The 17,609-nt window shown below is 58.0% G+C and carries 19 protein-coding genes and 1 pseudogene; 13 read left to right on the plus strand and 7 right to left on the minus strand.

Annotation, left to right across the window (positions count from 1 at the left end):
* Nucleotides 1-6 precede the first annotated feature (6 nt).
* The 4 genes from FJV80_RS28195 to FJV80_RS28210 are packed head-to-tail and all read left to right on the plus strand — an operon-like array spanning nucleotide 7 to nucleotide 2,352.
* The gene (locus FJV80_RS28195) at nucleotides 7-441 is read left to right on the plus strand and encodes a hypothetical protein (protein ID WP_095774542.1); all 435 of its coding nucleotides are present in this window, start codon (nucleotides 7-9) and stop codon (nucleotides 439-441) included.
* Complete coding sequence (locus tag FJV80_RS28200) at nucleotides 438-1,658, plus strand: divalent metal cation transporter (RefSeq protein WP_142878005.1); 1,221 nt, start codon at nucleotides 438-440, stop codon at nucleotides 1,656-1,658. The genes FJV80_RS28195 and FJV80_RS28200 overlap by 4 nt, the downstream gene beginning before the upstream one ends.
* On the plus strand, nucleotides 1,658-2,017 hold the full coding sequence (locus FJV80_RS28205; protein ID WP_095774540.1) for a hypothetical protein: 360 nt from the start codon (nucleotides 1,658-1,660) through the stop codon (nucleotides 2,015-2,017). Before FJV80_RS28200 ends, FJV80_RS28205 begins: the two co-directional genes overlap by 1 nt.
* A gap of 2 nt (nucleotides 2,018-2,019) precedes the next feature.
* On the plus strand, nucleotides 2,020-2,352 hold the full coding sequence (locus FJV80_RS28210; RefSeq protein ID WP_142878006.1) for a hypothetical protein: 333 nt from the start codon (nucleotides 2,020-2,022) through the stop codon (nucleotides 2,350-2,352).
* Between the two features lie 864 nt (nucleotides 2,353-3,216).
* Here FJV80_RS28210 and FJV80_RS28215 read toward each other — a convergent pair.
* Nucleotides 3,217-3,519: a hypothetical protein gene (locus FJV80_RS28215; RefSeq protein ID WP_142878007.1), complete on the minus strand. Its 303-nt coding sequence runs from the start codon at nucleotides 3,517-3,519 to the stop codon at nucleotides 3,217-3,219.
* A 976-nt stretch (nucleotides 3,520-4,495) separates the two neighbouring features.
* On the opposite strand from FJV80_RS28215, the gene FJV80_RS28220 reads away from it, so the two are divergent.
* Nucleotides 4,496-5,272, plus strand: coding sequence for a class I SAM-dependent methyltransferase (locus FJV80_RS28220; protein WP_142878008.1), 777 nt, complete (start codon nucleotides 4,496-4,498; stop codon nucleotides 5,270-5,272).
* Between the two features lie 793 nt (nucleotides 5,273-6,065).
* Here FJV80_RS28220 and FJV80_RS28230 read toward each other — a convergent pair.
* Nucleotides 6,066-6,305 (minus strand): hypothetical protein, encoded by a 240-nt coding sequence (locus tag FJV80_RS28230; protein ID WP_142878009.1) that lies wholly within the window; start codon nucleotides 6,303-6,305, stop codon nucleotides 6,066-6,068.
* 980 nt (nucleotides 6,306-7,285) lie between these two features.
* On the opposite strand from FJV80_RS28230, the gene FJV80_RS28235 reads away from it, so the two are divergent.
* Both FJV80_RS28235 and FJV80_RS34705 read left to right on the plus strand, forming a co-directional pair.
* Nucleotides 7,286-7,585 carry a DUF1236 domain-containing protein gene (locus FJV80_RS28235; RefSeq protein WP_095793424.1) on the plus strand — a complete coding sequence of 100 codons (300 nt, stop codon included), beginning with the start codon at nucleotides 7,286-7,288 and terminating at the stop codon, nucleotides 7,583-7,585.
* A gap of 519 nt (nucleotides 7,586-8,104) precedes the next feature.
* On the plus strand, nucleotides 8,105-8,269 hold the full coding sequence (locus FJV80_RS34705) for a hypothetical protein (protein ID WP_179296032.1): 165 nt from the start codon (nucleotides 8,105-8,107) through the stop codon (nucleotides 8,267-8,269).
* 433 nt (nucleotides 8,270-8,702) lie between these two features.
* Here FJV80_RS34705 and FJV80_RS28245 read toward each other — a convergent pair whose 3' ends face one another.
* Nucleotides 8,703-9,149 (minus strand): hypothetical protein, encoded by a 447-nt coding sequence (locus FJV80_RS28245; protein ID WP_245318228.1) that lies wholly within the window; start codon nucleotides 9,147-9,149, stop codon nucleotides 8,703-8,705.
* Between the two features lie 314 nt (nucleotides 9,150-9,463).
* Between FJV80_RS28245 and FJV80_RS35320 the strand changes: the two genes are divergently transcribed.
* The 3 genes and pseudogenes from FJV80_RS35320 to FJV80_RS28260 all read left to right on the plus strand — a co-directional run bounded on the left by FJV80_RS35320 (nucleotide 9,464) and on the right by FJV80_RS28260 (nucleotide 10,802).
* On the plus strand, nucleotides 9,464-9,958 hold the full coding sequence (locus tag FJV80_RS35320) for a hypothetical protein (RefSeq protein WP_245438105.1): 495 nt from the start codon (nucleotides 9,464-9,466) through the stop codon (nucleotides 9,956-9,958).
* A gap of 248 nt (nucleotides 9,959-10,206) precedes the next feature.
* Nucleotides 10,207-10,365: pseudogene (locus tag FJV80_RS35325) on the plus strand (alpha/beta hydrolase); the annotation flags it as partial.
* Nucleotides 10,366-10,475: 110 nt separating this feature from the next.
* On the plus strand, nucleotides 10,476-10,802 hold the full coding sequence (locus FJV80_RS28260) for a hypothetical protein (RefSeq protein ID WP_095789540.1): 327 nt from the start codon (nucleotides 10,476-10,478) through the stop codon (nucleotides 10,800-10,802).
* 726 nt (nucleotides 10,803-11,528) lie between these two features.
* Here FJV80_RS28260 and FJV80_RS28265 read toward each other — a convergent pair.
* Nucleotides 11,529-11,801, minus strand: coding sequence for a hypothetical protein (locus FJV80_RS28265; RefSeq protein WP_142878010.1), 273 nt, complete (start codon nucleotides 11,799-11,801; stop codon nucleotides 11,529-11,531).
* A gap of 977 nt (nucleotides 11,802-12,778) precedes the next feature.
* Between FJV80_RS28265 and FJV80_RS28275 the strand changes: the two genes are divergently transcribed.
* The 3 genes from FJV80_RS28275 to FJV80_RS28300 all read left to right on the plus strand — a co-directional run bounded on the left by FJV80_RS28275 (nucleotide 12,779) and on the right by FJV80_RS28300 (nucleotide 15,093).
* The gene (locus FJV80_RS28275; RefSeq protein WP_095789654.1) at nucleotides 12,779-13,000 is read left to right on the plus strand and encodes a DUF768 domain-containing protein; all 222 of its coding nucleotides are present in this window, start codon (nucleotides 12,779-12,781) and stop codon (nucleotides 12,998-13,000) included.
* Nucleotides 13,001-14,485: 1,485 nt separating this feature from the next.
* On the plus strand, nucleotides 14,486-14,695 hold the full coding sequence (locus tag FJV80_RS28295; protein WP_095789655.1) for a hypothetical protein: 210 nt from the start codon (nucleotides 14,486-14,488) through the stop codon (nucleotides 14,693-14,695).
* 95 nt (nucleotides 14,696-14,790) lie between these two features.
* Complete coding sequence (locus tag FJV80_RS28300; protein WP_245437838.1) at nucleotides 14,791-15,093, plus strand: hypothetical protein; 303 nt, start codon at nucleotides 14,791-14,793, stop codon at nucleotides 15,091-15,093.
* Between the two features lie 233 nt (nucleotides 15,094-15,326).
* Here the strand turns inward: FJV80_RS28300 and FJV80_RS28305 are convergent, their stop codons facing one another.
* From FJV80_RS28305 to FJV80_RS28315, 3 genes are all read right to left on the minus strand, one after another.
* Complete coding sequence (locus FJV80_RS28305; protein WP_095789656.1) at nucleotides 15,327-15,683, minus strand: lactoylglutathione lyase; 357 nt, start codon at nucleotides 15,681-15,683, stop codon at nucleotides 15,327-15,329.
* A gap of 658 nt (nucleotides 15,684-16,341) precedes the next feature.
* On the minus strand, nucleotides 16,342-16,932 hold the full coding sequence (locus FJV80_RS28310) for a DUF1003 domain-containing protein (RefSeq protein ID WP_210202258.1): 591 nt from the start codon (nucleotides 16,930-16,932) through the stop codon (nucleotides 16,342-16,344).
* Between the two features lie 288 nt (nucleotides 16,933-17,220).
* Complete coding sequence (locus FJV80_RS28315; protein WP_095774526.1) at nucleotides 17,221-17,442, minus strand: hypothetical protein; 222 nt, start codon at nucleotides 17,440-17,442, stop codon at nucleotides 17,221-17,223.
* Between the last annotated feature and the right edge of the window lie 167 nt (nucleotides 17,443-17,609).

The following is a 17,609-nucleotide window of genomic DNA, read 5'->3' on the forward strand; positions in this document are numbered from 1 at the left end:
CGTCCAATGGCACGCATCGCAGCATCGTTCGTCAACATCACACTGTGCCTTCTGCCGGGCGCAGTGATGCTCGCCTGTCTGGCTGCCTGCTCTTCATCCAACGCTGCAGGACAGCAGGCGCAGACCTCGAAGTCCGCCGCGAATTCAGCAATCATGGTGATCGACAATTGGATCGCCGGCGCCGTGCCTTCCCACTATGCGGAAGCCACGTTGCGGTCTTTGGCGCAGACGCTAGCTGATCTCGATCGCCAACTGCAAAGGACGGACGTTTCGGACTCCTCCAAGCAATTGGCCCGGCAGCTTACGGCCGCTGCCGGGCGGGCCGAAGACGCCATCAAGAGCGGCAACCAAGGGCAAGTGGAGCAAGCCCGTCAGGATTTTCGGAATGCCGTTGCTAAGTTGGTGGTGGCAAATCCGGCAGATCAAGCGACAAATCCATGAAAAAAATTCTGGAAATCTCACTCGGCGTCGTCACCAGCGTTGGCGGCTTCCTTGAGGTCGGATCGTTGGCAACAGCAGCCCAGGCCGGTGCATTGTTCCAATTTCAGCTGATCTGGGCCATTCTCCTCGGCACTATCTGCATTATTTTCCTTGTGGAGATGGCCGGCCGTTTCGCAGCCGTCAGCAAGCACACGATAGCGGACGGCATTCGCGAGCGCTTCGGCTTCAATGCGTTCCTTTGGCCTTTGGTCAGCACGTTTCTGGTCAATTTCCTGGTGCTGTCTGCTGAGATCGGCGGGGTCTGCATTGCTGCCGAACTCGCCACCGGGATAGGATTCCAATTGTGGGCCCTGCCGGTAGCCTTCGTTGCGTGGCTCTTGCTGTGGAAAGGCACTTTCGGCCTGATTGAGAAAGGCGTTTCGCTTTTGGGCCTTGTGACGCTCTGCTTCGTGGCAGCGGCGGTTATCCTCAAGCCTGACTGGACGCGGGTCGCCGTCAGTTCGGTGCCCTCCTTGCCGCATCACGACAAGGCCACTTACTGGTTCACGGCGGTAAGCATTCTTGGTGCTTCGATCTCACCATATCTCTTTATGTTTTATTCCGCCGGAGCGATCGAGGATAAGTGGGACAAGACCTATCTCGGCACCAATCGCGCCATAGCCGGGCTCGGCATGAGTTTCGGCGGGACCATTTCCGTGGGCGTGCTTATCGTCGCTGCGTTGGTGCTTGGAGCGAACGGCATCACCCAGGTGGACGATTACCATCAATTGCCGTTGATGCTGACTCCGGTGTTCGGTTTCTGGGGCTTTGTGCTGTTCGTGGCCTCGCTCGGCATCGCCTGCTTCGGCGCCACCGCCGAAATCGCCCTTCAGCAGGCATACCTCGTCGCGCAGGGGTTTGGGTGGAATTGGGGTGAGGACCGGAAGCCTCGTGAGGATCCAGGCTTCACCATGGTCTATACCGTGACGATCTTAGCGGCCGCTATTCCGATCGCACTCGGCATTGATCCGCTCAAGCTCACCATCTTTTCAATGGCCCTGACGGCCGCCAGTTTGCCGCTGACGGTCGTGCCATTTCTCTTCTTGCTCAATGACAAGTCTTACATGGGCCAGCATCGCAACGGCGTTATCTCCAACGCGGCAGTGCTGTTTGTTGTTGCGCTTGGCTTCATCCTCGCGGTTGTCACCATCCCGCTTCAGATATTGGGAGGCAGTTGATGCATCTTATACGAGATGTTTTGGACAAGCAGATTGTCGATGGAAATCAGGTCAAGATCGGCAAGGTGGACGGGATGGTAGCCCAGCTGAGACAAGGCAAGCCCCCAAGGGTCATTGCCGTCGAAATCGGCTCGATTGCGCTGGCGCGCCGCTTGGGACTGCTTCCCGGACGCTGGATGGCCATTCTGGCCGCCAAGCTGGGCGGCAAACGGCACGCCAAGCCTCATCGGGTAGCATGGAGCAAGGCTCGCGACATCGGCCTCCATATCGAGTTCGATATTGATGTGCGCAAGACTGCCATCTTTGACTGGCAGGTCTGGCTTCGCGACCACATCATCGGCAAGATTCCGGGAGCTTGACGATGCATACCGTAAATCTCGACCAACTGGCTGGCCGGCGCGTACTTTCAAGGGAGGGTCATTGTATCGGTCATCTGGAAGAGATCGTCGCCGAGGAACATGGCGACGAATGGGTGGTCACCGAATACCATGTCGGTATTTTCGCGGCGTTCGAGCGCCTGTCAGCCTCGTCAATCGGCACGGCCATCCTCGACCTCGTTCGGATGCGGCACCGCAAGGGCATTTATCGAATTCCTTGGGACAAACTCGACATTTCCGACCCGAGACGGCCGACCGTTTGCTGCTCACAGCAGGAGCTCGCAGCGATTCAATCCAGCGCTTCAGTCAAACGCTGAGGCCACAGTCTGGCGCCAGGCGCTGTCGAGATGATGTTTCGCCCCGATACCTATAGGGCTCTGAGGCTGCGAAGAGGAGTCGCGTCACATGGCTACGAAGGTAACCCTGCAGATATCCACGGAACGTGGCGTGCCGAGTGGGTGAGCTAGCACCACGCCAGCGCAGGGACGCGGCACAGCGACACAGATGCGGCGGTTCGGGCGTGGCGATCGTATGGCAACCGCATGGGTTCTGGGGTGGCGTAGATCTTGGCTTGGTTATCCTGGCCGTCGCTCCGCTGGTCGCGATGTCATATGTTCGGCCGACGGATTGGAACGTTCGCGCTGACCGGGGGCTTGTCGGGATCCACAATACAACGACCTTTCCCCCGATACCCTTTTTGGCGCTGACCTAGTCTAGAGCTGCGGCGATAGCCGCCGGTACCATTACAACGACAATGACAGCGACAATCCCGAACACCATTTGTCAGCCCGGCGATGTCTTGCCGCACGATCTATGTCATCCAAGCTGTGAAGCATGAGCTTGGTTAACTGTGTCGCGGGCACAGCAACCAACCCTTTCGTCGCTCGTTGACCTTTGCTGGTTGATCCCAGCACGCTTCCTGAAACTGCCCGCTGCTCTGCCACGGAACAGCGGGCTTTTTTAGTCGATTTTCAACGTCCCGCTAAGCCACGTGGAATGGAACACCTGTTCAGATTTCTTACCGCGTACTATCCCGCTCCGGCAGCGCTGCCCAAACTGGCCCGCAGCCGGGGTTCCGCCACACAGTACGTTCTGGATCAGCGGCTTCGCAGAACGATTACTGGCAACTATGGGGAAGTCGGCGATTTGGCCGCGTGCTGCGCGGCCACCAGCCACCTCGGTCAGGTGATCTCGTAGTAGAAATCGCAGATCAGATCAGCGACTTTCACGGCCTCGAAGTCCGACATGTGCGCCGCGTTCTCAACAGCGACCGTCTCCAAATCGTCTTGATCGATAGCCACAAGGTCAAGCAATTTTGCAAATTTGATTTTGAGTTCGGGGTCGCCGTCGAATTCGTCGATCGTGACATTCAGAACGTTTACGTTCGCTTCGATCACTCTCGTTTGAATGCTTTCCGAGGAGGCTGCTAGCGCGCGGATCGCGGCGAAGAAGTGTTCACGAGCATTAGTATATTTGTCGTCCATTTGGTACCTCTATCGGCAAAAAACTGCACCCTGGACGCGGGGGGCGAGCTGCGCACCTACGCCTTTCATCGAGCAGATGTCAACAACCTCGGCGGCTTCCTTAAGCGCGCGCAGCGCCATCCACGGCAGGTTGAGGCGGCATACAAACGGACAGCGGGCCCTTTTTCGCGTATAAGCGGAACCCGATATTCAACGGCTTGTTCCTGTGACGGCAGCATTCCGCTGCTGGCCAAGAACCCGCATCCTTGGCCGAGCCCGCTTCTCCCGCCATTGAGGCGGGCCCACTTCGGACTACTCCGTGTGAATTGCCCGCTATCGAAAGGTGGCGGGCTTCGGTCTCTACCAATTGAATGACTAAAGGCCGCCGGCTCTTCAGCAGCTGCCGCTGACCAAATGCCGTCGGTGACGCGCTTGATGATGGTGGCCATGATTGCCACCTCGTCGCCACCTTGATGCTGCCCCGTACAATGCCCTGATTCAAGAGCGGGAAATTGCGGCGGCAAGGTAGCTATATCTAGTTCGATCCTAAGTCGGGGGCCTGGCATCTTGACGCGACTATGCGTCGGGATGCTCGCTGCCTACTTCCGCCTCGCCGTTCCAATGATGCGAGCTCCATCGGGGGTCGAGCATTTTTGCCTTAGCGGGGGCTCACGGCCCCTCAGGGGAAGGCTTCATGCATCACCCGGCGGAAATCGCACCTTTCGACTTTCTGCCCGCAAGTCGCAAAGGCATAAAAGTGGTCGGCGTGGTACAGCGGCCAGCTCCTATGCGCACTTGTGACGCCGGCCCAGCAAAGACAGAAAAACAGGATTAGCGGAGGCGAGATGCGGGCGGCCTGAATTGACCCCCGCCTCTCGGCATAATCGGAATTCTGGCCCCTTCTATAACTATTTGTAAGGCTTGCGTCGTGTGAACGCATGAGGATCGATCAGGACGAGTGAAATCTATTGGCAAGCCCAGAATGGAGGTTGCTGTGATGGGCGATTCTGATGGTGATGTAATGACCGAGCGGTCATTCGAGGGGAGCGCTTATAGCAATTACCGATCGAGCCATAAGACCCCAGGCTACGGCGCCGATTACGCCAAAACCTTCCGTTCGGGCTACTATGCTGCCTTGTGGTCGCGGATCGAACGCCCGCTGGTCGAAAGCATTCTCAGGCCTCTTGGCGGGCCGGGCCGCAGCTGCCTCGACTTCGCGTGCGGCACGGGCCGCGTTACAACTGTTGCAGGACCGTTGTTTGGTGAGGTCGTTGGCGTCGACGTCTCTCAATCCATGCTTGCTTGCGCGCGGGTTCCGGGCAACGTCAAGCTGGTGAAAGCCGATCTGACGGTGGCCCCCCTTTCCAGAAGATTCGACGTGGTTACGGCTTTTCGATTCTTCCTGAACGCCGAAGACACTCTTAAGCGGGATGCACTGTCGGCCATTCATGAGCATTTGAACGACGGCGGGTTGCTGGTGTCGAACATCCACATGAACGCAGCCTCGCCAATGGGGCTGGTCTGCCGCTTTCTGAACCGAATTCGGGGGCGCGTCGTGCGCAGTACGTTGAGCATCCACGCATTTCGCCACATGCTCGTTGCCAACGGGTTTGTTGTCGAACGGGTCATCGGCTATGGGTTTTTGCCGCGGCCGGGGTGGCTGCTACCAAGGCTTTGCGAAATGTTGGTCGGGCCTGTTGAGGCGATATGCAGGAGAGCCGGTGTGCCAGCACGCTTTGCTCAGAATTTCTTGGTGGTCGCCAGAAAGCGATAGTCGCAGATCGGCTTCCCTCGGGGCGAGGCGTTGTCTACAGCCGATCGAAATCGGCAAGTCCGAGACGCATAAGATCCTTCGCTTGGGTTGAAGCCCAAAGGCGGCCGCTGCGGCGAGCATGCACCCTTATTTGTGGAAAATCTTCTGGCTGGTTTTGGCAAATCGGAAGCCAGTTCGCCAACGAAATGGCACAGCAATATTGGGGGTGAGGCAACGCAAACAGGAGAGTATCATGAAGTCATTCGTGACAACTTTCGCCAGGGTTCTGGCTAGCAGCGCATTCATCCCAGTCCTTCGAACCTCGTCAACGCGCCGAACCCCAGCTATCCGAGTCTGAGCGGACCAAGTCTGACCGGCAAGGTGGCCCGGATGTCCGACACTCAGGTGGCGCGAATGAAGAAGCGTTGCGTCGACGTTCTGAGCAACGCGGGCGCTTATGACCGGGACCTGCACCAGCTCTGCCCGCTGATCGCGCGACGTTAACGTGCAGTTCGGTCGGGTGTCGCTCGGTAATGTCCCGTCAACCGAGCTGCCATCAAAAAGAGCCCGTCACTGCTTCCTCAGTGGCGGGCCTTCTAATGTGGTCCAGAATGTCGATGATGTCTTTACGCAGCCATCGGCTACGTGAGCCCACCGAAGTGCGGTCAGCAAGCTGCTCAATGACCGGCAAGAAGCGAGTGCCGAGGTAAGGCCTGGGCCTCGGCGCCACCCGCATGGTCCCTGCCGCCTTGGCTCGCTCGTGACCGCCTATTGAGGCGAATGAAGGAAGTAATTCTTCCGGTTCTTGTCCGGGCTATTTCCCCATGCTCAACGCAACCAACAGTGCCGGCACGAAGAAGAGTCCAATTGCCATCACTACGACAGCGAAAAGGCCCAGTCTCTCCGTTCGTCTGACGAGGTCCTCAATATTGTCGTCCTCCGCAGAAAGGAGGAGGTCAAGCGCTGACGAGGTATCAGGAGCAGGGGTATTGTTGTCATTTGCGGCGGCTTGATTTGCACCGTCATGGACTGTTGGCCGTTCGACAAAGGTCACGGCCTGCCTCGCTTCTAGGTATCTCACAACGTCACCTCCAAGTCGCATGGACAACAAAGCGGTCCGCCCACGGGCGGCGCCAAAGGGTGCGGTCGTAACGTGCTTGATAGGCCTCGGTTGCGGGGCAGGGACTTCAGTCGGGTAGCCCCCGGACCTTAGCCCTGCAGGGGCACGCAAATGCGTGGACCGTTTGCGCGACCGTTATTAATCGAAATTGGAGGGGAACATCAGGGCCGACGGCTCCAGCCGCGGCTGATCCCGGCAGCGGCTGCCAATGGCGGCCAGCTATTTAGAGCGAGCGGAGGCGACTGAAGCGAACAAAACTCCAGTCATCGGGGGAGTAAGAGCCAAAGATGACCTATTGCACAATGAAATTGCCAACACTCTAATTCGCAGCCAGCCTACCACAGCGACTTTTTCCCGCCTTTTTACCCCTCACGACCTATATGGTTGCGTTCGGTGCGGCTCTGTTCTTCTTCTGGGATGGATTTGTGGATACCGCCTTGACAGCCAAAGCGCGAAATACTTGCCCCGCGAGGCTTCCCAGTTTTCGTGGCCCTCGGTGGCTAAAGTGGGCCGCATAAGAGGAATGCGTGGTGAGTAACAAGTTGAGGACCCGCTAGCCCGCGAGGGGGCAACGCGGGTCCTATCAGCACAGGAAGGGACGTAGCTGTGCCGATCCACTATGTCAGCCAAGAACCAGTCCGGCATTAGCAAAGTGAGCGCCACCGCAAAGTTTGGCGCAGCAACCATCGCGCTTGGCTAACAGTTCTATAAACCTGATGTTCCGGGCAACACTGACCGCCCCTTTCCAGTTCCGCGCAGCTGGAAGGGCCAAGACAGATGCTTTTGCTGTGGGTCTTTAGTCCGATTCATTATGCGACTGAAGTCTGAGCACGGGAACCATGCCGCTAGCGGTAAGTTCGGAACAGCGGCGGGCGGAAGGTCCCGCTGTCGTCAGATTACAAGAGGAGAAAATGATGAGAATGCACCTCACCAGCGCCGCGGCGGCGCTCGTCCTGTTTGCTGGCGTTGGCGCAGTGGCCGCCGAAGATGTTGTCATCACACCTGAGCAGGATACCGTAGTGCGCGAATACGTGAAGAAGCAGCCGCTGGCTTCCGTCAAGCTTCCGGGCGTGGAACTCAACGTCGGCACGCCTGTGCCGGATACGGTCGAGCTCCACGAGGTTCCGAAAGTCAAATACCGCTACGTCGTGATCGACAACCGGACGGTTCTTGTGGATCCGAGCACCCGAAAAATTGTGAAGGTCTATGACTAACCTGGATTGCCCTCGCTCCACCGCCATCGATGGCGGTGGAGCGTTGTAGGCTTAACTTCAAGCAAGAGTACGCGAAGCTCGGATAACAGGGGACTTCCGCCATGGAGGAACCCACCGGCCGGATCCACTAGGAATCTTCGCCCTTCATCGCTGCCGTGCAACAACTTGAGCGGACAAGCTAGCGGACTGCGACACCCGCCCCGGTAATATGTCCGCCATGACAATGAGGTGGCACCACCCCCCCGTACCGGAGAGCACTGTGCAAATTGGAGAGATTATCGCTAATGTGTTCGCCACCGTTTTGCTGCTAGGTCTTCTGGCAATCATGTTCTTCGTCTCCGGAAAACAACTCTTACCCGAACGGACGGCGCGAATGGTGATCGTCTTGCCCGTGGATGCGATAAAGACAGCTGCGTTCAAGAACACGCACTTAAATTTGCCATCCAGTTTTAATGTAGGGGTTGTCCAGCCGCGACCAGATGGTCGGCGACAATGATTGGCAGAAGTGAAAGCAGAAAGATGAAGCTCGAACGCCTGGCGGCGTCGGTACCAAAGCACGAGTTCGAATTTCTGATGAAGCTTGGGCAAATGACGCGAGCGGAAATGTTGGCTCTGATCGAAAAGCATGACGGACAACGTGCCGCAGTTTATGCCGATCTCGCCAAGAAGACCGCGCGGCGATGAAGGTGAAGCGGATGCCACCCGCTCATCCCGCATAGGCCTTGTTCGGGGCATGCGGATTTCGGTGCGAGCGGAGGCGGGACGAGCCCGACGGGCCATTCGAACACAGACACGTTGAAAACGGCTTTTCTTCTGGTCGCGCTTCGGGACGCCGCACGGACCTCGCCTTCCGCGTCAGGGCAGTTCTATCTCACGCACGCGACGATCAGGGCGGTTCTTCCCATTGGCGCCGGCCGCAGGTCTGCTCACAAGCGATACGATTGCTGGGACGATATTTTGCGCATTGCGAAGGCGATTATCGCTGCCAATCACTGGAGGATTGCGACTGTCAGGCTCGAACGTCTGCTGCACGACGCCCAAAGCATCCCTCACTTGGTCCGTCTAGACGGGGGCCCACACCAAACGTCCCCCCACGAACGCAGCGCTGTGTAGATGATCAACTGGATCGGCCGAAGTGACCGGAACTGCGAAGCTTTGCCAATAGCATCGCTGCCGCCCCTCGGAAATCAACACGCGCATGCTCGCTGAGAGGAGATGATTCCCAGGCAGCCAGCTCCGCTACCAACACAGCGGTCTCGCCGTTTACCGACGCGCACCTCAGATCTCCGGTCTTCTCCATCAAAACTATTGCGGTGCCAGCGTCGTCATACCCGATAGCGGCCATCCGTTGGACGTGATTGTCACCATAGATACGAACGTCGAACAAGACAGTTCCCGATGTTTTCGCCGCGGCATCAGCGACGCGATCGCCGAATGGCCGATGCATGCCGTCGCCGTCGCCGAGCGACTGCTCGAATAGCACCATTTCAACATGTTCCGCGACCATGCCGGCCAAGGTGCCCGCACCAGTTCGATTGGCAATGGGTTCGGCGGGGATATCCACACAGCATCTACGCCTAAATTACGGAATTTTAATCAATACCTCAAATGAGCGACGCACGGCCGCGTCGAAGATCAAGCCGTGCGCTAGCGCCTGATTGTTCCGGCGACGAATCGGTCGAACCACCACCCATTGGTTGCGCGGAAAGATCACCACAACACCGGCAGCTTCCGGCGCCTGTCGGATGCGAGTAAGGGGATCTTGTCTTCGCTTAGTTTGGACCTAGCGCCAAGCCTGACGCAGGCCAGTTCAATAGCGCGTGCGCTGATCTGGTTTTGTTGGGCCGTTGGGCAGGCAGGGAGCCGCGACCGGAACCTTTGCTACAACCGAACTTGCCGCAAGATAGCAGACGTGGGATCGATTTTCTCAACGACTGGATCGCGGAACACCTCCCGGAGACCTTCATCGAAGACCCGGCAGCCATCATGGATCTTGCTGATCAGTTGTTGCTCGCGGCGGAAAAACAGGGGGTTATCTCGACGGGATATCTTCGAAGAGGTAGGCAGCCTCTTCCAAGGTCATTCTCGAAGCGATGCAAAACCGATCCGGAGGGCGGTTCTACAGCCGCCGCTGGGGCTAATAAGGCAGTTCCAAGAACGACCAAGGACACCTACGCCACACAAAGGACAGCAGGGAACGTCCCGAGCCGGATTTCTGGCGGGACACGTGGCTGGACGTTTGACGTCAAGCGCGCGCTGACGTCAGGCTACGCCGGTGAACTCCGATATGAACTCCGAATCGATGAGGAACTGGCGGGCAAAACAGATGCCGAACCTAAACCCACGATCGAGCTAAAGCTTCATAAGCGCTGACTCAAGGCTGGCCAACAGCTTCCGTGAGACGACCAAGGCGTCATCTCAGCCGGCGTTTTTCTAATCTTCGTGGGCTTCCTCTGGATGCGAAAATGGCGGCCGGTTGGGCATGCTCGTGGTCCTGGCGCAACGCGTTGAAGCGAGCGGGGTCCACACGACCGTCGCTCATTTGATGCTGATGTGGCCTGATCGATAAGTATCTTCGGAACCCGAACTGCCCAAGCGTGTTTAGGTAGCTGCAGAATGACGTGACGCGACATCGCCATGCCCGGGTGGGCGATCGAAATCTCTTCATCTGCGAGGCGGGCCCAGAGGATGCTCCTGTGGACGGATATTGTTGCTCGTCCTTCCAGTTTCGGCGGCTAATGCCGGCGCTGGCAGATCGCTGGCACACTATCGCCTTCGACTGAGGCTCGAAACGCATTTCGACGAAGCCCTGCCGCTCGTTCGCGATTTCCTTTCGCGCACGCTGAACCGATTGCGGACATGAACAACACTTCGATATAGGGAGACCTTCATGGCCACGAAGCCGACCATTGCGCGCATCTGGCGCGGCCGCACCCGTCGTGACGTCGCAGGCATCTACGAACCCTACATACGGACAGAAGGCATTCCGCCACTTCAAAAAGTGGCGCTCGGCGTGCAACTTTTCCGCGAGGATCAGGACGACGAGACTTGGTTCACTACCATCTCCTATTGGCCGAACATGGAGGCGATGGCCGCTTTCACTAAAGGTAAGCCGGACAAAGTACATCATCTTGATCGTGATGCCGAACTGCTGATCGAATTGCCCGAGCGCATCGAAGTCCACCACATCCTGATCGATGAGCAGAACTTACGCTGATCAGCAGCGGCATGCGCAATCTCGTCTGTTCAGCATCATGTCGTTGATCTGGAGCCTCACTTAGGCAGCGATCAAGTTCGGGCTAGATGCGGATATGCCGCCGATCATGCTGGCTGGGCTGTGCTATGTCCTAACCCGATTCGATCCTTGTCGTCGTCCTCCGGGACCTGCGATCTGCCTTGGCCGAAGCCGATCCGGCCGCACATCGTTTCGGCGCATCGACGAATGCCGGCACCTAGGGCCTCCTGTTTCTTGGGAATGCAGGACCGTGCCTTCCGGCCCGTCGGGCTTGCGACCTCTCGCTGATCCCGGTTCTGCTTTTCGCGTTATCCGTCCTCGTGGGCGAGGAACGGCAAACTTGGCGTCATGGCCTTGTGCTTGGGCTGGGGCTGCATCAGCCTCGTGGACCTGTTCTCGTCTCGTCTGGCCTTGCAGGATCGGGATCCGGTATGGGGCTTGCCGCTATCGTCGCCGGCACCGCTGCTGTTGTCTGGGAAGCACGCTTGCCGAGTATAGGCGGCCCCAAGTCTGAACGCTTGGTCATAAAGCGCCGACCCGGTTCATCGACAAGCGCCTTTTTCCCCCTAGGCGAGACGTGGCTCTGAACCAGACGCACCTTGTCCAGATCAACAGTAACCATTGTGCCCAGCGCGACCGTGACCTTCCTGACCAGGCACCTGCAGGCCGACGCCTATGATGGCTATGGTGAGCCCTATGCCGCGGCCTTCAACTCTGCCGCGATGCAGAGGCCTGAGGCTGCCGGAGTGCAGCGCGGTGCTGAAGCAGGCCGTGAAACGATCGCACTCGCGAATTGACGCCGCCCGGCGGTTGGCGAAGTTTGCTCATAGGGCCGTACTTGTTGAACCGATGCTGATCCAGATGTGCGAGCAGCGCATCGATCTGCCGCTCGGCCAGCGCCTCGAAGGCTGTGCATATATCGATCCCGCACGCCTTCAGGATTTCGCGAGCGCGCTTCGCAGTTTCGTTCCGGTCATGCATCAGGGCAGTCTCCGATTATGGCGGCAGTTGCCTTGTTAACCAGCATAATCGACTTGCCGTATGGCTTGCTAGACCGGAGAGCCAATCCGGGCCGCCTTGGCCGGATGGCCACCTATTATCTCACACAACCGGTTTTGATTCTAAGAGAATTCGTGTGCAGTTGTAGAACGATTTTCGTTTGGGGATATACAACTAAGTGGTCCATCCCTCGTGGGTGTAGCGGCTCCAATCGCAGAAGCCCATCGCTTACGGAATAGCCGCGACGTTCTGTTCTAGGTGACCGACGAAGGAACAATTTTAGCGAGCGATTATTTCATAGGTCAGTTAGCCGAGGGAGGCTATCTTGACCCGACGACTGATGGACGAAGAGCGCTTTGAGCGCGCTGATCGTGAGGCTAAGCCATTAGTCGAAGCAGAGACGAAGGCGCGAAAGGCAAAGACGGCACGGTTGCGGGAGCTTCGTCTTTCGGCACAGCCTACGGAGAAGTCAGCTCCGGTTAAAAGGCGCCGGCCGCCCGCCAAAAAACCGTCGCCGAAGATTATCGAAGTCGACTAAGGCCAAAGCTGCTGTACTGCCTCGAGAACGACGTAGATGGCTGTTGCCAACAAGGATCAGCAGCGCGTCACCTACACATGTGGCTCCCCTGATACGGCGCGGCCCGGCGCGAAGGTGTGGCGCCCACGGCCGGGCCTGACCGGCGGGGGCACGGACTCGATACAGGGCACCGGATCGCGCTTTATATCAGCGCTCACTGAAGCTTCCGCCGTGCAAATGAATGACTGCGCTCAGTTTGCTGCCACCGGTCATTTTATCCGGGTGGCGGGTCTCCTTTTTCTGGAACCCTTTCATCGTTTGCTAATTGAAGTCGCGGCGGCCCGGTGCGTGCCGCTGGCCAACGTTGGCATGACCTTAGTTGGTCGGCCCGCGTCCGCTGCAAATGGGCGCGGGCCAATATGTGAACGTACGGAGGGTGCGGATGAGCCAGCGCGGTGTAGATTTTTTGTACAAATGGATTTCGGCGAACGTGCCCGAAACGATTGGTGCCGATATCATCTCGGTGGCTGAGCTTACCCAGCAGCTGTTCGCCGACGCCAAGGCAGTCGGACTCAGCAGTACCGAGATCGAGGAAGACACAGGTAGCGTGTACGAGGCGATCCTTGATGCCGTAGTGCACCACGATGCCGGCGTGGCGAACTGACTGGCCTTGCTCTATGCCGATAAAATGGGAAAAGGCTGGACGGTTCTAACTCTCATCGACGGAAAGATGAAGCTGACAATGTTCTGCCACGTCTCCAGTTGCAACCATAGCAAAATGCTGGACCTGCAACTGCTCAAGACAAGGCTTGGTACGGACGCTCCCGCTATGGCGGATGACTTGAGCCCGAAATTACACTGCGAGCGATGCGGCTCGGAAAAGGTCGGGCTAATCTACGCGCCAGACCCAAAACTAGATGTCGACGGAACCTCTATGCGGGAGGCAAGGCGGGCGGCCGACCGGCGGCTCTGCAGTGCATGGCGCTGGCCACAGCCGATCGCCAGGACGCGCGCGATACTCCGGCGGCTGCCAGCGAACCGCCGCTCAAGCAACTTCGCATGGCTGTCGCAACGACCCTTGCCGTTTCCGAGTTCGGTATTCGAATCTCGGTCTCCTTGAACCCTGCATCTCGCAGAGCAGCGATCACGTCATTTGGGGCGCGCGGAGTGAAGATATCCGCCGGCATGTTCATCCGGTCCATATGCACCTTCGGGAGGAAGCCCAACACGATGCGCCCGCCTGTACCAAAACGCGCGCAAGCTCCGCTGATCCAGCTTCAAGGCTTTGCCAGAAGTATACCGTGTGGACGCTTAGGGCCTCAAATGTCGAGTCCCGCAAGGGCAGGTCTTCTACTGTCCCGAAGTGGAACTCGGCTCGTCCGGCGCTCACAGCCTCGGCAAACTGACGACAGGGGGTTTTTACGACGTCCTGAGAGCGATCAACACCGCAGACCAATGATGTGCCACGGAGACGTCGAGGCAGTGCTGCGCCGCCCCCGAATCCGACTTCCAGGACTCGATCTTCCGGCACCAACTGGAGTTGATCGAGAGCGTAGCTGTTCAGCCGGGCGTTGCCGCGATTCATTCCTGCCCGAACTAGCCAGCCGCCGATCCCCGACGGCCAAGAGAGCTGCTTAGCTATGAACGTTGGCGCCAATCCGGTCCACCCCATGCCGATCTTAGAACGGTTCGCTAGGGACGAGCAACAGTCGACGAACTGCCTAACCATTCCTAGGGACCTAGAGCCGCATCAAGCTCCAGACTGTGTCCCGCCTAATGTTTGATGCCGTACCCGAGCGACGTAGCCGCTTCTTTGTTAAAGAGTGAGGCCTCTTCTTCGGTATTGAAAGGGTAGGCAGTAGCTGCACCGTCTGGCTTGAGCATGACGGCTAGGAACGGGAAACCCTTCGCAGGCGGGGGATACACGATGAATGCCGGTTTTTTGCCCATCTGGCACCCTTAGCACGAACCACAGCGGTTAAGCCAATTGGGCGGCAGGCTGGACGCTAATACCCACCAATGCCGTGGCCTGCCCCAAAAGCGGCCAGCTACGCAATGGGTAAGCCTGGCATCATCTGCCGCGTGAAACACTTGCGCGGCGAGGAGAATTTGCGGCATGCTTCCCTCCAGGACTTTCGGGAGGAAAATCATGCCAATCCGGCGAAAGGCGACTGATGCCGGTATATTCGACGCAACCGAAGTGGCGCTCCTCGGCAGGGTTTTCGATAAGCTGAAACTTGAGCAAGGGTCACCGGACACCCTCGATACGATCGCATCGCGAATTATCGCAAATTATATGGCCGGCATCAAAGACGAGGCTGAACTCGTCTCGCTTTCGCGATGGCCGCTCCGTCGCTAGGATTGGCCCGGCCAGCCTTCAGGTTGACACAGGATGACTAGCCGGGCCGCGCCGGTTGTCCATTACGCGGTAGTTGTGAGCTTTGTGAAAGTGGAATGCAGTGTGGCAACGTCCGCTACTGCCGTTCGGCCGATCTGATGATGGTCTGTGGCGGGGGCGTCGATCCTCTGAAGCTGAAGTTCTACTGCAACCGCTGCAAGCCCGATATCAAGATCACGCTGCTCGAGGTGCATCCCGAGCACCTTCCCAAGAAGCTGATGATCCACAAGCCGATGAAAATCGGCGGCAGGGCACCTGGTACACGGAACGTTTTCGTGGATAGCGACCGCCTCACAGTCCGATCAGCTGATCAACCCGGGGCGGGCCGTCAGGGCCGGCAAGATGGCGGCGGCGCCTGAGGGCAGTTCAAGGACCGGCGCGCAGCTGCTGTAGAGGTCGCCTAAACCCTCGAGGGCGTCGGGGCGCACTTGCCTCGAAAATCAGCGCGCACGGAACATTAGGCCTAAAAGTTGGTCCCGGCGGCTGGCGGTGCCCCTCCATCGCCTGCCTAAGATCGGGACTCGGATCGACCGCGCCTCTGGGCGCCCACAACGGTGTCCTGCCGACGCCGTCAGGTAGACTTAGCCAAGGTTTATGTATGGAAGGGCCTTGAGGGCGGCTCTGCCAGGGTGATCTGATTTCCATCAGGATCTGCGATTTGCGCGATCCTCCCGTAGTCACCTTTCGATTCACCTGTGAGCGTCACGCCGATTTCTTCGAGCGATTTGCGGGTTCTTTCCATCTCTGGGACGACAATGGTCAGTCTGCCTGACCCAGCATTCTCCTTGTCATGGAAGATTTGAATGTTCGCGCCCGCAACATTACGCCATTGAATCAGTCCATCCATGGGACGATCATCAGGCCTCCGCTCAAAAAGCTGGCTATAAAACTTCTCCGCACCATTCATGCTGGTTGTCGCGAGCGCCGCGTAAATTGCTTGGATTTGCATGCGCATGCCTCCATTTCAAATCTGCTCCTCTAAATGAGAAAGAGCGCAGTTCCGTTCCAAAATTCGTGTCAATCGGGAGTAGCAGTGTTCCCTAGGGTTGAGGACAAGAGGAGCGTCGATGCCGTCGAGACGAATTCGCTGCCCGTGAACTTCGATTGTGATCTCTGAAATCGAGTGGCCAAATATCTTGGCGATGTCCACTACGCTCGATCCCCACGCCCGCTCAGTGATGAACGTTCCACGATCGCTGATAGACGCCGAAATGTGCGTCCCTGCGTTTTGCCAGAACGAGCGGCAATCACGGTGCTCGAAAAGCTACGCGTCCGTTTTGGACCGGACAAGCCCGCCATTGGAGTGGGATCTGAAGCCGCTCGGCTAGAATGCGATGCATGCCAGTAAAAGGAGGTCGGGCAACGACAAAGGTACGCGGATGATGGGAGGAAGGGCTGGCAGCCGGCGGGGTGGGAATCGATATATTTCAGCAATTTCTGGTCGAGATGTTAACGCGTCGAGCATCGTTGCGGTCTTGGCCTACATGGCGACCGGATCAATCTGGAAGGCCTTGTCTCGACCATCCAGGATGGCGCGCGTCAGTACGATGTCGCGATCAGCCTGATCTATAAGTGCGCCGCATGGGAAGTGCCAGGCCTATGGAGCCCTAGCTGGTCGATATAGGCTGCGCGGAGTCAATCGGCGCCGTCCGCTCGCTTACCTCTTCGATCTTATCGAGAACAGCTTCGGGCGCCACGTCGCGCTTGAGCTCCTTCAGTTCGCCGTCTGCTTCGGTGTTTACGTTCAGGCGCTTGGCAATCTCTTCCACCAGCTTGATGAGTTTGGTCGTCTCATGTTCATTCAGCAGGCTCATCTGCAGATCGAGATCTGACCTGGCATCGTCCTCTGCCGCCATGCGATTCTGGTTGATCAGCACGAAGGTTGAGAGAAAGATTGCCTCGACCGAGGCAAACATTGCGAGGATGACCAGCGATGGATCAAACGGCTTGATAAGGGCTGTGACGCCGAGGTTGAGTGCAATCCACGCCCCAAAGAACACAAAGTGGATGTAGACGAACATCATGCTGCCGGCAAAGCTGCTGATAGCTGCGGCCGCGCGTTGCTCCAGGGATGCAGCCGTGGCGTCCCGTTTTCGCCGTTCGACCAGTGCTTCTATATTTCGGGCCAGGGCAGGGGCGAGGCCCTCCGGCGCCGGGGTGGTCGGCCGGACGGAGCCGTTGCTCTGCGAGGTGGCCATGGGATCCATCGTGTCTCTCCTCTTTAAGGCGCCTAACTCCCTGTTCGACAATTCGGTCCATTGGCCGATGTCGGCAGGCGGGAGATGAGGCGTCCAAGCGAATTTGCGCACAGCGTGCTTAGACCGGCGGCTTCTCGTTCCTTCCGAACTTTAGCCGTCGCTAATAGTAGGTGATTTGCGGTACTTGCTTTCCCGCTCCGGCCGCGACCTGCGCGGCCGAGGGATGTGTGGCAAGAGTGGTCGGCGGACGGCCAGCCGCAAACGCGCGCTGGCGGGACTCCTTTCCCATTATTTGGTGCTGGGGGCAGACGGTTTCATCATCACGCGCAACTGCATCTTATCAATAGTTGCGACGATGGCAGCCGCCAGCGCTTCCGCCTCATGGATCAACTCCGGCCCATAGAGGCCGTTCACCGCTTCCTGGCTCGGTAGGACGCCAGGCGGACAATGCTCCTCTATCGTCGCTCTTATCAACCGTAACGCGTCGCGGGCCTCGGGATCGTTTTTCATGCTCGTCGAACACGCTGGTGGGATAAAGGTTCCTGAACTATTTTAGCTAAAGCTGATAGAATCGCGTGTTTGCGAGTCCTGGGTATGCGTCTGAAATTCATCAAGCCGATGGAGCCTGAACTGGTCGATACCCCGCCGCAAAGCGCGGACTGGATCCACGAGATCAA

Source organism: Mesorhizobium sp. WSM4310 (genome assembly GCF_007003935.1).
Classification (GTDB): Bacteria; Pseudomonadota; Alphaproteobacteria; order Rhizobiales; family Rhizobiaceae; genus Mesorhizobium.

What these genes read in the sequence shown, in the direction of transcription:
- FJV80_RS28195 (WP_095774542.1), top strand. Translation starts at nt 7, where the DNA reads ATGGCACGCATCGCAGCATCGTTCGTCAACATCACACTGTGCCTTCTG.
- FJV80_RS28200 (WP_142878005.1), top strand. Translation starts at nt 438, where the DNA reads ATGAAAAAAATTCTGGAAATCTCACTCGGCGTCGTCACCAGCGTTGGC.
- FJV80_RS28205 (WP_095774540.1), top strand. Translation starts at nt 1,658, where the DNA reads ATGCATCTTATACGAGATGTTTTGGACAAGCAGATTGTCGATGGAAAT.
- FJV80_RS28210 (WP_142878006.1), top strand. Translation starts at nt 2,020, where the DNA reads ATGCATACCGTAAATCTCGACCAACTGGCTGGCCGGCGCGTACTTTCA.
- FJV80_RS28215 (WP_142878007.1), bottom strand. Translation starts at nt 3,519, where the DNA reads ATGGACGACAAATATACTAATGCTCGTGAACACTTCTTCGCCGCGATC.
- FJV80_RS28220 (WP_142878008.1), top strand. Translation starts at nt 4,496, where the DNA reads ATGGGCGATTCTGATGGTGATGTAATGACCGAGCGGTCATTCGAGGGG.
- FJV80_RS28235 (WP_095793424.1), top strand. Translation starts at nt 7,286, where the DNA reads ATGAGAATGCACCTCACCAGCGCCGCGGCGGCGCTCGTCCTGTTTGCT.
- FJV80_RS34705 (WP_179296032.1), top strand. Translation starts at nt 8,105, where the DNA reads ATGAAGCTCGAACGCCTGGCGGCGTCGGTACCAAAGCACGAGTTCGAA.
- FJV80_RS28260 (WP_095789540.1), top strand. Translation starts at nt 10,476, where the DNA reads ATGGCCACGAAGCCGACCATTGCGCGCATCTGGCGCGGCCGCACCCGT.
- FJV80_RS28265 (WP_142878010.1), bottom strand. Translation starts at nt 11,801, where the DNA reads ATGCATGACCGGAACGAAACTGCGAAGCGCGCTCGCGAAATCCTGAAG.
- FJV80_RS28275 (WP_095789654.1), top strand. Translation starts at nt 12,779, where the DNA reads ATGAGCCAGCGCGGTGTAGATTTTTTGTACAAATGGATTTCGGCGAAC.
- FJV80_RS28295 (WP_095789655.1), top strand. Translation starts at nt 14,486, where the DNA reads ATGCCAATCCGGCGAAAGGCGACTGATGCCGGTATATTCGACGCAACC.
- FJV80_RS28300 (WP_245437838.1), top strand. Translation starts at nt 14,791, where the DNA reads ATGCAGTGTGGCAACGTCCGCTACTGCCGTTCGGCCGATCTGATGATG.
- FJV80_RS28305 (WP_095789656.1), bottom strand. Translation starts at nt 15,683, where the DNA reads ATGCAAATCCAAGCAATTTACGCGGCGCTCGCGACAACCAGCATGAAT.
- FJV80_RS28310 (WP_210202258.1), bottom strand. Translation starts at nt 16,932, where the DNA reads ATGGCCACCTCGCAGAGCAACGGCTCCGTCCGGCCGACCACCCCGGCG.
- FJV80_RS28315 (WP_095774526.1), bottom strand. Translation starts at nt 17,442, where the DNA reads ATGAAAAACGATCCCGAGGCCCGCGACGCGTTACGGTTGATAAGAGCG.